Source organism: Paenibacillus sp. FSL R10-2796, assembly GCF_037965315.1.
GTDB lineage: Bacteria > Bacillota > Bacilli > Paenibacillales > Paenibacillaceae > Paenibacillus_AQ > Paenibacillus_AQ odorifer.
In genome coordinates, this window is record NZ_CP150178.1 from 3,889,172 (window position 1) to 3,904,701 (window position 15,530).

General features: G+C 42.7%; 14 protein-coding genes and 1 riboswitch. Of the genes, 1 reads left to right on the forward strand and 13 read right to left on the reverse strand.

The window, feature by feature from the left end:
* Nucleotides 1-99 precede the first annotated feature (99 nt).
* The 11 genes from NST58_RS17565 to NST58_RS17615 all read right to left on the reverse strand — a co-directional run bounded on the left by NST58_RS17565 (nucleotide 100) and on the right by NST58_RS17615 (nucleotide 12,239).
* Nucleotides 100-1,107, reverse strand: a complete 1,008-nt coding sequence (locus NST58_RS17565) for an iron-hydroxamate ABC transporter substrate-binding protein (protein WP_081386223.1) — start codon at nucleotides 1,105-1,107, stop codon at nucleotides 100-102.
* A 203-nt stretch (nucleotides 1,108-1,310) separates the two neighbouring features.
* Nucleotides 1,311-3,128, reverse strand: a complete 1,818-nt coding sequence (locus NST58_RS17570) for an APC family permease (protein ID WP_339243645.1) — start codon at nucleotides 3,126-3,128, stop codon at nucleotides 1,311-1,313.
* 124 nt (nucleotides 3,129-3,252) lie between these two features.
* Nucleotides 3,253-3,412: riboswitch (cyclic di-AMP (ydaO/yuaA leader) on the reverse strand.
* A 194-nt stretch (nucleotides 3,413-3,606) separates the two neighbouring features.
* Nucleotides 3,607-4,071 (reverse strand): disulfide oxidoreductase, encoded by a 465-nt coding sequence (locus NST58_RS17575; protein WP_076126701.1) that lies wholly within the window; start codon nucleotides 4,069-4,071, stop codon nucleotides 3,607-3,609.
* The gene (locus NST58_RS17580) at nucleotides 4,068-4,820 is read right to left on the reverse strand and encodes a DsbA family protein (protein WP_081386224.1); all 753 of its coding nucleotides are present in this window, start codon (nucleotides 4,818-4,820) and stop codon (nucleotides 4,068-4,070) included. Before NST58_RS17580 ends, NST58_RS17575 begins: the two co-directional genes overlap by 4 nt.
* A 161-nt stretch (nucleotides 4,821-4,981) precedes the next feature.
* The gene (locus NST58_RS17585) at nucleotides 4,982-6,298 is read right to left on the reverse strand and encodes a hemolysin family protein (protein WP_036687555.1); all 1,317 of its coding nucleotides are present in this window, start codon (nucleotides 6,296-6,298) and stop codon (nucleotides 4,982-4,984) included.
* A gap of 314 nt (nucleotides 6,299-6,612) precedes the next feature.
* Entirely contained in the window at nucleotides 6,613-7,077 is a 465-nt protein-coding gene (gene gerQ, locus NST58_RS17590; protein ID WP_036687556.1) for a spore coat protein GerQ, read from the reverse strand.
* Nucleotides 7,078-7,221: 144 nt separating this feature from the next.
* Nucleotides 7,222-7,653: a cell wall hydrolase gene (locus NST58_RS17595; RefSeq protein WP_076126705.1), complete on the reverse strand. Its 432-nt coding sequence runs from the start codon at nucleotides 7,651-7,653 to the stop codon at nucleotides 7,222-7,224.
* An 896-nt stretch (nucleotides 7,654-8,549) separates the two neighbouring features.
* On the reverse strand, nucleotides 8,550-8,942 hold the full coding sequence (locus NST58_RS17600; protein ID WP_076190442.1) for a DUF2500 domain-containing protein: 393 nt from the start codon (nucleotides 8,940-8,942) through the stop codon (nucleotides 8,550-8,552).
* Between the two features lie 194 nt (nucleotides 8,943-9,136).
* The gene (locus NST58_RS17605; RefSeq protein WP_169744776.1) at nucleotides 9,137-9,313 is read right to left on the reverse strand and encodes a hypothetical protein; all 177 of its coding nucleotides are present in this window, start codon (nucleotides 9,311-9,313) and stop codon (nucleotides 9,137-9,139) included.
* Nucleotides 9,314-9,536: 223 nt separating this feature from the next.
* Complete coding sequence (locus tag NST58_RS17610; RefSeq protein ID WP_081386226.1) at nucleotides 9,537-10,826, reverse strand: hypothetical protein; 1,290 nt, start codon at nucleotides 10,824-10,826, stop codon at nucleotides 9,537-9,539.
* 30 nt (nucleotides 10,827-10,856) lie between these two features.
* Nucleotides 10,857-12,239 (reverse strand): amino acid permease, encoded by a 1,383-nt coding sequence (locus tag NST58_RS17615; RefSeq protein ID WP_076302576.1) that lies wholly within the window; start codon nucleotides 12,237-12,239, stop codon nucleotides 10,857-10,859.
* Nucleotides 12,240-12,411: 172 nt separating this feature from the next.
* On the opposite strand from NST58_RS17615, the gene NST58_RS17620 reads away from it, so the two are divergent.
* Nucleotides 12,412-13,335, forward strand: a complete 924-nt coding sequence (locus NST58_RS17620; RefSeq protein ID WP_036687562.1) for an L-lactate dehydrogenase — start codon at nucleotides 12,412-12,414, stop codon at nucleotides 13,333-13,335.
* Nucleotides 13,336-13,526: 191 nt separating this feature from the next.
* Here NST58_RS17620 and NST58_RS17625 read toward each other — a convergent pair whose 3' ends face one another.
* Both NST58_RS17625 and NST58_RS17630 read right to left on the reverse strand, forming a co-directional pair.
* Nucleotides 13,527-14,498 carry a glycosyl hydrolase family 53 gene (locus tag NST58_RS17625; protein ID WP_339243648.1) on the reverse strand — a complete coding sequence of 324 codons (972 nt, stop codon included), beginning with the start codon at nucleotides 14,496-14,498 and terminating at the stop codon, nucleotides 13,527-13,529.
* 113 nt (nucleotides 14,499-14,611) lie between these two features.
* Nucleotides 14,612-15,517, reverse strand: coding sequence for a tyrosine-type recombinase/integrase (locus NST58_RS17630; RefSeq protein ID WP_076106781.1), 906 nt, complete (start codon nucleotides 15,515-15,517; stop codon nucleotides 14,612-14,614).
* Nucleotides 15,518-15,530: the final 13 nt, after the last annotated feature.

The following is a 15,530-nucleotide window of genomic DNA, read 5'->3' on the forward strand; positions in this document are numbered from 1 at the left end:
TTATAAAAAAATGGTGCAGATCTTTGTATCCCGAGATACTTGATCTGCACGCCCTTCCCCACCGAAATGATCAGTCTCATTCATGGTGAATTACGACTTTTATTTCACAAGACTTTTTAGCACATCGTCAATGATTTTGCTGCCAGCGTTCGCCCCACTGTAAAGCCAGCTGCTTGTTGAGCTCATTTCATGCACATTTCCAGCTTTTACAGCTGGGATGCCCTTCCAGATTGCACTATCTAGGATCTCCGAACCCTCAGTCTTATCACTATTTACAAGGAAAATATGATCTGCGGTCAGCTCAGAAAGCTTCTCTAGTGAGATCGGATTCCAAGTTGCTCTTGTTCCTACTGGGATCTCTGTTACTAAGTTAGGCAGCGTTACGGCAAGGTCTGTATATAATACAGCTCCACTGCTGCGGGTTTCGTCTACAATATAGAAGTTTTTTTGCACCAACCATAAAATAGCCGCGGACTCTTGTCCAATAGCTCCTGCAAGCTGTTCTTTCGCAGCCGCTGCTTTAACATCATAATCTTTAATGGCTTTTTCTGCTTCAGGGGTTTTGTTCAAAATCTCACCCATCTTGAGCAACGATTTGCGCCAATCTTGATTTAGTTCATCCCCAATTACATAAGTGGGTGCAATCTTATTCAACTGATCGTAAATCCCGTTCTGAACAGAAGACTCCGATGGGATGATAATAAGATCCGGAGCAAAGCTGGTTACAGCCTCTAACGGAAGGTCGTAACTAATTGTAGGAACATCCTTCAATTCAGTGGCCAGATAATCCTGAACGCCATTTGTAACTGACCATTGAGCTACTGGAGTTACACCCAGAGTTACCAAAGAGTCTTCCAAATATGAACCCAGAACGCGCTGTGGATTAGCCGGAATCGTTACTTTATGACCCATTGCATCTGTTAACGTCTTAGGTGCAGCAGGTGCCTCTGTAGATTCTGCTGTAGGCGCTGTTGTAGGCGCTGTTCCTGCATTTGATGAGCTTTCAGCATTATTATTACCACAAGCGGAAAGTATTAGCGTCATCACTATTAGTCCGCTCATCGTCACTTTCATGCTTCCTGATCTTTTTCTGTTAAGCCAAAACATTAAAAACCCTCCTATATGTAACTGCTTTGATATTCAAAGGTGACCTTTACCTCTGCTTCACTTTTAAATGATATTGATTCTCATTCTCTGTGTCAACATATAAATTTCAAATTCTGTGGATTTGCAACAATTTTCTTCATATAAAATACAAAAGAGGTTATATTCCGAACGTTCCGGATATAACCTCATCTTTAATCTTCTACTTATTTATTTAAATGATACGGGACAGTCGCTACTACAACGTCCTTTTGATTCATTAGATACGAGCGGATTAAAAAGCTGGTCTGATTATGAAGCACGGCTTGCCACCAATGTTTGGTAATAAACTGTGGAATCAGAATCGTGATGTGATCCGTCGCAGCGGTCTTCCACTCTACCGTATCGATAAACTTCACTAACGGACGAATGATACTACGATATCTGGAACGAAGTACAATCAGGCGTACACCTGGATTCCATTCCTCCCACCGTTGCTCCATCTTATGAATGTCTTCTTCATCAAAGCCTACATACACAGCAACAACATTATCTGTTAGAGACTTCGCATAGCTGATGGAATGTAATACAGCACGTGTAACCCCTGCAACAGGAACAACTACAGTACTTCCTTTAATTACAGGTTTATCCGTAGCCGGACATATACGCAGTTGATCCGCAGTGTTCAAATAGTGCTTATGAATACGGTGGAACACGAACATTACAGCAGGTAAGAAAATGAATGCCATCCATACGCTCGAGAATTTAGTAATGATAAATATAAGCGTAATCGTCAATGTAGTCAGCATACCGATGGTATTTACTACAAATCTTTTCACCCATCCAGCGGGTCTTGTTTTGATCCAATGCACCATCATCCCCAGTTGGGATAAGGTAAAAGGAATGAACACGCCTACCGCATATAGTGGAATCAAACCTTCCGTATTCCCATGGAATGCAGTCACAAGTATGATAGACATAACTCCTAGAAAAATAATGCCGTTTGAGAAGCCAAGGCGGTCACCACGGACCATAAATGCATGTGGCAGATATTTATCTTTTGCAAACATAAAGGCAAGCAGCGGAAACGCTGAATATGCTGTATTAGCTGCCAAGAACAAAATCACTGCTGTAATCCCTTGAATGAAAAAGTACAATCCGCCACGGCCAAAGGTCGATTCAGCGATCTGAGAGACAACCGTAGCCTTTTCATCTGACACAATCCCATACCAATACGCCAGCACAGTGATTCCGGTAAACATAAAGCCAAGGATAAGTCCCATGATCATTAGCGTCTTGGCTGCATTCTTCTCAGCGGGTGCTTTAAAGTTTGGGATCGCATTAGATACGGCCTCAACCCCCGTTAGGGCTGAACAACCAGAGCTAAACGCTTTTAATAGTAGAAACAAACTTACATTAGATACGGCGCTGCCTATTTCAGGAACATTCGCATGCGCGCCACCCATTGCATATTTAACGATACCGGAGATAATCAGAACAACAATCGAAACCACAAACAAATACACTGGAATTGCGATAAATGAAGCCGATTCAGTCACTCCGCGAAGATTAATGATTGTTAATAAAACGATAACAGATACAGCGATGAGAACAGTATGATTATGAAGACTTGGAAAAGCCGATGTGATCGCATCCGTCCCTGCCGAGGCACTAACCGCTACGGTAAGAATGTAATCCACCAATAATGAACCCCCAGCGAGCAGCCCTGTCGGAATACCAAGATTACTCTTGGCTACGATATAAGCTCCGCCTCCTTGCGGATAAGCAAAAATCGTCTGCCGATAGGATAAAATCAGGATGGCCAGCAGGCCCAATACGGCTAATGCAATTGGCAGGGAATACCAGATGGCAGTAAACCCGGCAGCCACTAGTACAATCAGAATTTGTTCCGTTCCGTAGGCTACAGACGAGAGCGCATCAGAAGACAGAACAGCCAGTGCTTTAACCTTGGATAACTTTTCATGATCGAGTTCATTCGACTTCATCGGACGTCCGATCAATAGTCGTTTTACCTTGCTTACCATGGTGGATACAGTTCCTTTCTTTGGGAGCTGAAACGGAATTTCCGTGCGCTGTTTTCATCGGTGGATTTCATAAATGCAGACACAAAAATAAGCATACGGAAATGATCCGCATGCTTATGCATGGTCATTTTCCCACCTTGCTTACGAGGTTAGCTGGCGGATTCGGGCTGTGGTTATAGCCCTACGGTAGAGGTCTGTTCGACCCGGTTCCGATTCACCCCATTGGCATGAATGCCAAGTTTGGTTCCCCCGTTTTTCCTAAGAAAATTCAGCGCATATTCAACTTCTCACAAGGTCTAATATTAGTCTACAAAGTGCCTACAGTAAAGCGTTGAAAAAAATGAAAAAAGAATGAAAAAACATCCAATAAGCTCAAATATAGCGTCTTATTGGATGCTCTCTTTCATTATCTTCAATTATCCCTCTAGCCCGTGATTTTAATACCTTTTCAGCTTTTTTGTACCTTCCAAAGTAAAAACTAAAATCCTAAGCTCTCCTCAGCATCTACTTCAATCACTTCTTCTTCCCTACGTCCATACCAAAGAAGGAGACTTATTAGAGCAAACGCTATTAAAGCTAACAAAGGAATCGTTATAAATCCGAAGTAGTTCAAGTAATCTTTATTACAAGGAACACCAACTGTACAAGGTAGAACTTTACTTAACGCTGGAATCTTCTGTTCCGCATAATGATAGATTGAGATACTGCCACCAATCAAACTTAATGGAAGCACATAAGGAATGATGCGCTTATCTCCACGGAAAGTGGCAATTCCCAACAAAAATAACTGCGGATACATAAAAATCCGCTGAAACCAGCAAAGCTTACAAGGTTCATACTTCAAGACTTCACTTAAATACAAGCTACCAGCTACAGCAACCAAAGAGACGAACCAGGCCAGATAGAGGCAGTTACGCTTGCAAAAAGATAGGAATTTTGTCACTTTGCCTCCACTGCTTTTGCGGCGGTGTTAATTTCAGATGTAATCGCTTCAATATCGAAAGGTTCAGCCGTTTTCACTCCATTAATGTAGAGCGAAGGCGTAGTTGTCACGCCTGCGTCAGTTGCCAACTGAATGTCTTTCTTCAGCTCATCTGCATAAGTTTTCTCTTGGATGTCTTTACGCAACAGATCGTAATCGATCGCTAATTTCTCTTTTTCAGCAAGGCTTACCAAGAAATCCTCAGTGGCCCATTCCACACTCTCATCCCCTTGCTGCGCATACACAGCATCATAGAACTTCCAGAATTCATCCTTATTCTGATGGTATACAGACAATGCAGCTAGTGAAGCTGTCTCAGAGTCAGGACCAACGAAAGCCATATTTACAAAGTAAAGAGCTGCTTTTCCCTCGTTGACAAAATCTTGAACAATTTTCGGTTTCATGGAGCCAGCAAATTGGGAACAAGCTGGACATTTGAAATCACCAAATTCAACAAGCTTAACAGGTGCATCCTCATTACCAATCCTAGGTAGCTCACTATAATTGAATTCTACCGGTTCTCCTGTAGAGACATTCTTTGCTGCATCTTTCGAAGCTAACATAAACAATCCAACAAAAATGATAACTACTACAGCTATTGAACTAATAACTAAAATTCTCGTTTTCTGCTTCTGTTGCTCCTGTTCTACCCGTCGTTTCTCTTGTTTGCTCAACTGGGGAACATTTGGACTTTTTTTAGGTTTACTCAAGGAGAATTCCTTTCTGTCCTCTAGGGACTAATGTAGTTTTTATCATATACATTTAAAATTATATAATTATTAATCTCTTTTTGGCAAACAGTATGGTCAAAAAAAACAGCGTAACTCCAAAAGGAGAAACGCTGCTCTTATTTTAAAAATATATAATTCCATTAAGCTCCAGCTTCTTCATTCAATAACTGTAACCGCAATAGCTTAATTCGAGAAATTCGCTTATTCTCAGTCTCTTCTACAATAAATAGATGATCATCAAATTCTACGGATTGCCCTTTTTGAGGTGGATTAACCTCCAATTTAGAATACAGCCAGCCGCCTATCGTATCGTAATCCTCAGTCTCCATATGAAGACCTAAAAGATCATTAATCTCTTCAATAAGCATCAAACCGTCAATGGAGTGTTCATCCTCGCCAAGCTTCTCAACACCGGGACGTTCCTCATCAAATTCATCCTGAATTTCTCCAACAATTTCCTCCATGATATCTTCCAGTGTCACCATTCCTGAAGTACCCCCATACTCATCGATCAATATGGCGATTTGTGTCTTCGCACGCTGCATAACTTTCAGCAAAGCACTAATCTGAATGGATTCCGGCACGGTCAATATTGGACGAATTAATTTCTGATAACTTTGTGGACGATCCTTAATTAAGTCCTTTATATGGATGAAGCCTAAAATATGATCCTTATCACCGTCACAGACGGGATAACGTGTCCTCATGCCATCATAGGCAATCTCAAGGTTCTCCTCAGCAGAAACATGATTATTCAGACAGATCATCTCTGTCCGCGGAATCATGATCTCCCGAGCCATGGTATCCACAAATTCAAAAATATTGTCAACTAACGCCATTTCAGTATTATCTATAAAGCCGCTTTTGTTACTTTCCTGCATGATAATACGAATTTCTTCTTCCGTATGCGCCGTTCCCAGCTCTGAAGCCGGGGCTAATCGGAAAATTTGCAGTAAACCACGCGCCAGCCCATTAACGATCCATATCACTGGATACATGATTTTGTAAAATACATTCATCGGTCCTGCTGTTAGTAAAAGGACAGATTCAGCCTTGTTAACAGCAATGGTCTTAGGTGCAAGCTCACCTAATACGATATGCAAGATAGTAATGAACATAAGAGCAATAACCAAAGATACAACATTAACAGCAGTTTCTCCTAAACCTATGCTTCCTAATAAAGGCCCGATAAGATTAGCTATAGCTGGTTGACCCAGCCACCCTAATGCAAGCGAAGCCAATGTAATGCCGAGCTGACAGGCTGAGAGATAGCCATCCAGGTTGCTGACAATGCTTTTTGCATTAAAAGCTTTTTTACTACCTTCTTCAATCAGGGTATCAATTCTACCACTTCGTACTTTCACCATTGCATATTCGACTGAAACAAAAAATCCGTTTAACAATACCAACAAAATAATAAGACCAACATGTAATATACCGGGTAAAGGGTCGCTCAATTTATACTCCTATCCACCATTTTCCGTACATGGATGGATAGGCCCACCTCCTTCGTTTTTTCAGAGTATTGGCAAAATGCTTGCCGTTTGTCCCTTTCAGTATCAATTTCCCAATGGTTTCATCTCCAGTCTAGAATCACGTTTTTGAATATATACTTTATTATATTAATATATTGGGGCAAACCGCAAGCATGCGTGTCCTTTTGAAAAAAAATGGGCGATGATTATCAAGATTGTTCCATAAATTCATCACAAATAAAAAGAACTCCTAACCGTTTGGCGTTGGAGTTCTTCTCATCGAAGATGGGTTAAATTTAGCGACAATTTCTCATCGTTGGAGGATTGCCAATTACACCTGGGTATTGGTAAGTAAGGGGCTCATCGAAGGTAGCATAATCAAAATAAATCATAAGTAAGACGGTGCGTTGGCCGGTCGCAGGGTCACTGATAATAATGTGGTCACGGCCTGCCGCTTCCAGCACACCCTTGTAAACTTTGGCATTCCAGTCTTTATTGTTCTCATAAGTAAAATAAAACGTACCTACTTTTCCTAAATTCAGGCGGAAAATATTCTCAATGTAGGATTGTTCGAACGTTTGTGGTGGATTCTGAACTACTACTCCCCCTGGAGTCATTGGACTGCCACTGCTTACTTGGGGTGGCATGCTGCCCATGCCTTGCATTCCAGATGACATCGGCATTCCGGAAGACATTGGCATACCTGAAGAAGAGACACTACCGATGGTATAAGTTACGGGGCGGTAAGGTTGAACGATCATTTACTGAAACCTCCTAAATGTTTATCAGAGCATAAGCTCCTTTGGACACTACTGAAACTTACATTTGGACACAATTGAAATCAAACTAACTTTCTGTGAGAATTACTCATTTTATTGAGTAATTCTCTTTGCACAGTTACCATGCTAATTGCCGATAAATACAGTCGGGCAATCTTCTCCGGTCGGAGTAAAGAAGCAATGGGCTTTAAAGCGGCCTGTGTTTTGTTGGTTATACCAGGTTGCAGGACAATCACCTGCGGGTCTGAAGAACCACAAAGCATTGGTAGCTGGCCAGGTTCTTTCACCAGCAATTACACGTTTAGCTAGACGGATATCTGCTTCTCTGGCTCGCTGGTAGAAGTATCCCTTCTGCGGCGCTTCGAAACCTCCAGGACTTTGATAGACCATATCATTCACATTCCGAATGTTATTAAAGTCCAAGCAATTGCCAAGAATCCGGTTGACGCCAACATTGCCGACCATGAGCATGCCGAGATCTCCATCTTCCTCAGCTTCCGCTCTCATCAACCGCGCCAGCACCTTCACATCTTCCGAGTTCGTTTTGATGACGGCCACGCTGTCTCCTCCTTGGGGTCACTTCTTGTAGCAACCTCGTTCTTAACTGCATGCTGTATAGTATGTGCATTCGCCTAAGAGGTGACAGTTCCCGCCTATTTTTTAGAGTAGGGATCTTTCCTTTTAACCACTCAGCAAATCCCCATTATCTACACTCTAAGCTGCGTATGTCCATATGCTGTGTATGTCCAATTACATTTGCGCACAGCGTCGGTGTCGGGGTCGGTGGCAGCATCAGAGTTGACGTCGGGGTTAGCTCAGTGCCAGCATCAGAGTCGACATCAGTGTTAGAGTCGAATCGGTGCTGGAATTGGTGTCTGTGTTAGCAACAATTATCAACGTCAGCTTCGATGTTCTTGTTAACGACAGCTTTAGCATCAGAGTCGACGTCGGTGGTAGCGTCGAACGGTGCTGGAATCGGGCTCGGTGTTAGCAACAATGTCCACGTTAGATCAATTTCCTTGTTAGCAACTGCGTCAACGTCAGCACCCGCTCAGAAGGCGCTATCGGACACAGCTGACCTTATTCGCGATATTAATCCACTTTTCGGATTCTAACGGACCCCAAAGCCCCTATTGGCCCGCAAAGCACCGATTATAAGCCTCTTTCTAATGAATAGCTGCATTGGAGTCCGAAACTAGGCTCAAAAGACTGTGAATTTGCAAATAACGTCATCTGGGTCCGCAAGGTGAGAGGGTAATGAAGATCTGACACTTAATAGATGATCGCACCTACAGTTAGCTTTGAGAGCTACGGGATCAGTTAGCTTTGAGAGCTACGGGATCAGTTAGCTTTGAGAGCTACAGGATCAATGAGCTTGAATGGTACATAACCAAAACGCAAAACAGCGATCCACCATGAGCATGAGGATCGCTGTTTTGATTTAATACATATGACTACTCCGCAGTTGAGTATTGTGCCTGTCGTTGGAATCCATGATATCTGGTTCCTTGATAAGTAAGCATTCCTCTATCGCCTTCAGCACTCAAGCCATATTCATGGCCATCTACTTTAAATTCCATGCGACTACCGCCCTCCAGCTCGTACGTTAAATAGTAAGTTGTACTAGTACGAGTTGAGCCATTCTCTTCCTGAAGCTGCTGCTGTCGTACTTCAGTCCGTTTGCTAACGATATGCGCAGGGATTGTTAGTATGGGGGAGCCATTGTTCCTGCCCCATTGAAGCAAGCCCCTGCCTGCTGATATAGCAAGAATACCAATCATAACAACGATAAAGATCGGCATCACCGTTCCGGCAAAATCAAACATCCATGAAAGATCCGGGCCCATTCCCATGACAGTTTCCCCCTTCTTCCTCTTGTTATTCAGCCTAATTGCTGCGTTCTGGGTACTTCTGTACATGTATATGCCTCATCTAGTCCAGAAAGCATTAAATAAGTGAGACTAGATGCAAAAAAGACCACTTCGTTTTCTTAGAAATCAAGAATTCGAGTGGTCTCTATACAGAGTTTTCAGTTATTAAATTAAGCATGAACTAGGTCTAGCAATTTCTTAGTTTCGTCCGTCTGATCGTCTAACATTCCATTCTCAGCCCAGCAAGCTCTGCATTGTTCTTCAGTTTCACAAAGATGAGCGTCATCACAGTTGTAGCAAAGTTGCAAAAGGTTTCTTGTCATATAATCTGTTTCGAATGTTTTCATTGTAATCTCTCCTATTCGATGTCTGAGTTTGTGAAAATTTGAACTTGTTTTCTATGTGTTAAATATATCACAGGATTCTTTAAATGTCATGTGATTTTTTTCACATTTATAAAGAAAATTTTAAATAAGTTTTTTCCTTATATTCAATCATTCACAAACAACAATAAACCCCCACTCTGCTAACAACAAAAGAACCTACCATCAGGCAGGTTCTTATTCCTTATTACATTACACGCCAGCTGATACCACCATTCGTAGTCTGTAACAGTATCGAGCGCTTGTCCTCTTTTTTCTCAATCAAAAGCCACCCCACCTCAGTGGAAAAAAACTGCAGCTTTACAATCTCCGGATATTCCAAAAGCTTAGATCGCAGTACACTGCTCTCTTTAAGCGGTAACCAGGTCGCTCCTTGATCAATCGTATGGTAAAGGGTGTCGCCGAGTATGGTCCAACCGATCTGTGAATTCAAAAAAGTCGGAGCAATTAGACGATTAACACCAGCTTGTGCGTTCAATCCAAAGGAAGCGAATTTCCAATTAGCGCCGCCGTTAGCTGTAAAATATCCATGGTAAGTGATCGTTTTTTCTTTATCCTTTTGACAGCCAACAGACATCCAACCAGTAGACTTAGTAGCATCGAAGAACTCCGGTTTGCCAGTAATTACTCGGTCACAATCTTCTAAACGTTCGTTAACTAGAAAAGCTGGCCCGAGACTCCAGCTCTTACCGCCATCTTTTGTCATAAAGATTTTGGGAAGAGCACCTGTCTGTAGTGTCACAAATCCATGTGTACTATTGCGAAAAATCATTCCAGTGGTGACCCCGGCAAACGGTATCGAATCATTTGGGAAATTCGGATTGTATTGCTCATTCTGCATCACTTCTTCCCAAGTGGCCCCACCGTCTGTCGTTGAAAAAAGTGCCTTGTTCTCTTTATTGGAAGAAGCGTTCCATGAGGTCATCAGCCAACCCTTTCTGGGTGAGTTGAAATATACAGAGGATACTGTATTCACATCTCCTAAAGATGAGATTTTCCAGCTTTGGCCACCATCTGTGGTTCGCAGCACAATCGTTTCTGTCGAGCCAAAAGCACTTCTTATAATCCAACCATGAGATGGATCCGTGAAGAAAATCCCCTTCCCATACACAGGATTGGAGAGGAACTGCACATTTGGTGCTGGTGAAATATTAGCCCAAGTTGCTCCGTTATCCCGGGTCAAGTACAACCGGAGTTCGTTTTTGGTAACCCCCCAGGCCAGACCCTCACTTTCACTAAGTAGCTGAAAATCTGTAAGACGAGTCTGAATTTGATATTTCGGAGCGCTATCATTGTCAATATGATTGGCGTCTGGAGTAATCAGGGTTATCGTCTGACCTTCTTCAGGTGCCTCTGTCGGCTGGGGCTGCTGAGTAGGTTCCGGGGGAGGAGATGAACAAGCCGTGACCACCCACGCTAACAAAATCAGCATCAATATTAATCTTATTCCCTTCAATCCAGCAATCTTAGATGCCAATAACCTCTCTCCTCTCGGATGGATTGAATCTTATTTATGATTCAAATTACTATTACGATAGCCATATAGTGCATAGATTAGAAGTCCAACAACTGTCCAAATTAGAAAACCAATCCAAGTCTCACTTCCTAGATTATACATCAAAATACCACAAGTTGCCGCACTTAACAGCGGAATGAAAGGTACCCAAGGAACTCTGAACCCTCTTTTTAAATCCGGATGAATATATCTAAGCGCGATTACCCCTAAAGACACTACAAAAAAGGCAAACAATGTTCCTATGCTTGTCAGATTTGCCAACCGGTCCAGTGGGATGAAACCCGTTAACACAGCTATTAAGATACCTACCATCCATGTGCTTCGTACAGGTACCTGTGTTTTAGCATTAATCTTAGATAAACTTATGGGCAGCAGGCCATCACGTGAGATGGCAAATAACAGCCGAGTTTGACCGAATAACATCACGAGCAGTACCGTAGTCATTCCCGCAATGGCTCCAACAGAGATCAGACCGGCAATCATATCCTGATTTACAAAGCGAAGCGCATAAGATACAGGATCACTAACATTGAGATCAGTATATGGAACAATACCCGTTAATACGAGTGAGACAAGAACGTACAAGACAGTACAGATAGCAAGGGATGAAATAATTCCAATCGGCAAATCGCGTTGGGGTCTTTTCACCTCTTCAGCAGCGGTTGCTAGCGCATCAAAACCTATGTAGGCAAAAAACACTGTGGCCGCGCCATTGATCACGCCATGGTACCCAAAAGGGAGAAACGGAGTCCAGTTCTCTGGCTTCACATAGAAAAATCCTGTTACGATAAATAGAAGCACCACTGCTATTTTGATAAAAACCATGATTGCGTTAAAGCGTGCCGTTTCTTTGGTTCCCCGAGTCAGTAAATAGGAAATTAACAAAATGATGATTACTGCAGGCAGATTTATTATTGTACCCGCTTGTGCATTATAAGCCCCCGATAGTGCGGTTGGAAGATGTATCCCAAAGCCCTCTAATAACCCCTGAAAATACCCTGACCAACCGCTGCTTACAGCCGCTGCGGCAACTCCGTATTCCAAGACAAGATCCCAGCCTAAGATCCAAGCTAATAGTTCTCCAAAGGCTACATAACTATAAGCATAAGCACTCCCGGAAACAGGAATGGTCGAAGCAAATTCCGAATAACATAATGCCGAGAGCACACAGGCAAACGCCGCTAGTAAAAAAGAAATTATAAGACCAGGACCTGCATGTTCTGCTGCGGCAACTCCTGTCATTACAAAAATACCTGTGCCGATAATGGCTCCTACCCCAAGCATTGTTAGATCCAGGGCACCCAACGTCTTGTTTAACTGCGTCCCCTCAGAACTTGTGGGTATGTGTAGAGCCTTTTTACGAAATAAATCCATCCTTACATTCTCTCCTGTCTAGTCTTGCTAAGATAATGAAATAAAAATCACATTTTAGTATGGCCTTAATTAGGGTAATGCATTAAATAAGATCAGCTTGAAAACACTACCGTTAACGATTATGATGGACAAGATTGAAACCAAAAATTTGAAATATTAAGGAGATGGAGACATGGCCCCCCCAAAACCCAATCGGGTCGTAGTTATCGGTACTGGAGCAGTTGGTACAACTACAGCCTATACATTATTGTTACGTAGACGTATGCCCGAACTCGTACTTATTGACGTTAATCATCAGAAAGCACTTGGCGAAGCACTGGATATGAATCACGGCATGCCTTTTGTCGGTGGTGTGAAGTTATGGGCTGGTACTTATGAAGACTGCCGTGAAGCAGATATCATTATAGTCACTGCCGGTGCATCACAAAAACCGGGAGAAACCCGGATAGATCTGCTTCGTAAAAATATTTCGATTTTTAAAGATATCATTGAAAAAATTACAAAGTATAACCAACATGCCATTCTACTTATTGCAACTAACCCTGTAGATATTCTGTCTTACGCGACTTTGAAAATAAGTGGGTTTGACCGCAGACGTGTAATTGGTTCTGGTACGGTACTTGATAGTGCTCGTTTTCGTTATTTGATCGGTCTTCACAAAGAAATCGATCCTCGCAGTATTCACGGACAGATCATCGGTGAACATGGAGATTCAGAGCTTCCGGTTTGGAGTCTTGCGAATGTAGCTGGGATTGATCTTGGTTTTGACGAAGCAGAACGCGAAGAAATCTTCCAAGATACCAAGAATGCAGCCTATGAAATTATTGATGCCAAAGGCTCAACCTCTTATGCAATAGCTCTTGCACTGGACCGAATTGTAGTCTCCATTCTTCATAATGAAGGCGCCGTGTTGAATGTTTCTACTTTATTAAACAACTATAACGGGGTTTCGGATGTCTATCTCGGTGCACCTTGCGTAGTAGACCGCTCGGGTGTTCGGCAGGTACTGGACCTCCCACTCAATGAAACCGAACAGGCTTTATTCCAGAAATCCGCTGAGAAGCTAAAAGCAGAAATAGCTAAGCTAGAATTGTAAGCGTATATGGCTGGAAACAGCCTTTTTTGAATACAAAAGACACAAGAAACCGTCCTTTTTATGCGTGGAGCGTTGCCTCCACTATGAAAAGGACGGTTTTTAATATAACACGAATTAACTTAGCCTGCCAATGACAAAAAGATCCTATAGCAGATCAGGCTCACCTGAAATTCCGGATCTTTTTTATCAATTTATTTAGTGATAGGTTGCTTGTAATATTCTTTGAGAACTTGTTCGGCTTTTTTGCCATAAATATCAAAACCACGGTCAATGGAAGCCTCTTCCAAGGCATATAATTTCGTGCTCCAGTCCCACCAGAAGTAACCGGCAAACCAAGGTTCATTCCAGAATGCTTCCAGCGCTGACCGATAGAAGTTGGCTTGTTCATCTTCTGAATACGGTAAGTCTGTGTATGTAAAGTCCCATGGCATGGTGGCACATCCATGCGCACTTCGGCATCCAATCTCGATGAATACGAGAGGCTTGCCAAATCGCTCAGAAAGTGACTTAAGCCGCGGTTTCTGCCGCTCCCAACCTGCCAGCATATTCTCATAAGAATCTCCCGGCACGGAAGCTACCGGATAATAAGCGCTGGTTCCGATAAAATCCACCTCATCCAGCCACTCGATTCCTTCTTCTTTGCCATGATTAGCATTATAAATGATCGGCCCTGTATAAAGATTGGTGACCTCTTGAATTAATTGTCTCCATTCCGTAGTTCTAGACTCTGTGCCTACCATTTCGCAGCCGATACAGAACATCTCACATTCAAGCTCTTCCGCCAACTCTGCATAGTGTTTAATGAAATTTGTATAAGAACGGAACCATGCAGCCCAATAAACCTCTCCCTCTTCCGGAAATCCAATCCTAGCTCTCCAAATGCCATCCCTCGAATTCACAACAGGTTTAAGACAAACTTTAAGACCAAGCTGTTTTGCCAGTTGTACCGCATGTGCGAGATCACGATCTGTCACCGTGTAACCGTAATCATAATGAATTTCTGTTGAATGCACTGTGTCTTGCCATGTCCAAAAAGATAAGGCGATCCATTCACTTCCTGTCTCCGCCAGCTTTCTCATCGAATCTTCTGCATATTCTGTGCGGTATTCGCCTCGTTTTGATCCCCAGCCATAAGTCATCCCTTTTAGAAATACATCCTTCACGATTAGGACCTCCTATAAAAAACTCTTAATAACTGTTAGAATAAATCAATACCGTTATAATAACAAGTTATTTTTTTGTTATCAATTTTCTAAGGAGGTTTCTTTCTTTTCTATCACAGCTGGATTTGCAATTTAGACATAGCCTCTTCCTTCTCACGACTGGTAATATGTGTGTATACGGTTGTAGTCTGGATCGAGGAGTGACCAAGCAGTTCCTGTACAGTTCGCAGATCTGCCCCTTTTCTCAGCAGCATGGTTGCAAAGGAATGTCGGAGCTTATGACTTGAATACGGACGTCGCTGTGCTGCTGGCACATCCCTTTGGAAACGATCAAAGGTATCTGCTGCAATTTGCTGAATGCCGCGGATCGACAACCTGCGTCCTTTTTGTGAAATGAACATCGCTTCCTCTTTACTGCGCCAAGGATCTAACCTTTCTGCTAACGCAGAGTCGAGAAAAGGCACTACATCCTCGGGAACCGGCACATTACGCCATTTACGCCCCTTCCCAAACACACGGAGAGAATGTCTTTCTACATTATAATCACTCAAATTCAGTGTGTGGACTTCCCCCACCCGAAGCCCCATATAGGACATCAACAAAAAAACTGCTAAATTGCGCTTTTTGTATTTACCATCTATAGAAGATAAAAACCGACCCAGATCACTTTCATCTAAGTAGACCGGCTCACGATTGATCTCCGTTTTGGATTTCTTAATCCCGGCTGCCGGGTTGTTCTGAAGTAATTCCAGCTCGATCAATGCCTTGAAAAAACAGTTAATCGCAGCATGCTTCCGGTTACGGGTCGCATCACTCACTCCACGTTCGCGGACAGAGGTCAAAAAAGAAATGACATGCAGCTTCTTCACCGTCTCAAGCTTTTTACCATTCAGGCTGTCTAAAAATTGTTTCACATCTACTAAATAGGATTTTTGCGTATAGGGAGTGTACCCGGCATCCTTCATCCAGATGAGAAAGGCCTCCAGCCCTTCTTCGTAGTCTTCACACCACTCATTCATGCCTTAGAGCCTC

Coding starts and splice junctions, on each gene's coding strand:
- gerQ (WP_036687556.1), bottom strand. CDS start 7,077: ATGATCGTTCAACCTTACCGCCCCGTAACTTATACCATCGGTAGTGTC.
- NST58_RS17620 (WP_036687562.1), top strand. CDS start 12,412: ATGGCCCCCCCAAAACCCAATCGGGTCGTAGTTATCGGTACTGGAGCA.
- NST58_RS17570 (WP_339243645.1), bottom strand. CDS start 3,128: ATGGTAAGCAAGGTAAAACGACTATTGATCGGACGTCCGATGAAGTCG.
- NST58_RS17615 (WP_076302576.1), bottom strand. CDS start 12,239: ATGGATTTATTTCGTAAAAAGGCTCTACACATACCCACAAGTTCTGAG.
- NST58_RS17600 (WP_076190442.1), bottom strand. CDS start 8,942: ATGGGCCCGGATCTTTCATGGATGTTTGATTTTGCCGGAACGGTGATG.
- NST58_RS17630 (WP_076106781.1), bottom strand. CDS start 15,517: ATGAATGAGTGGTGTGAAGACTACGAAGAAGGGCTGGAGGCCTTTCTC.
- NST58_RS17565 (WP_081386223.1), bottom strand. CDS start 1,107: ATGTTTTGGCTTAACAGAAAAAGATCAGGAAGCATGAAAGTGACGATG.
- NST58_RS17605 (WP_169744776.1), bottom strand. CDS start 9,313: ATGAAAACATTCGAAACAGATTATATGACAAGAAACCTTTTGCAACTT.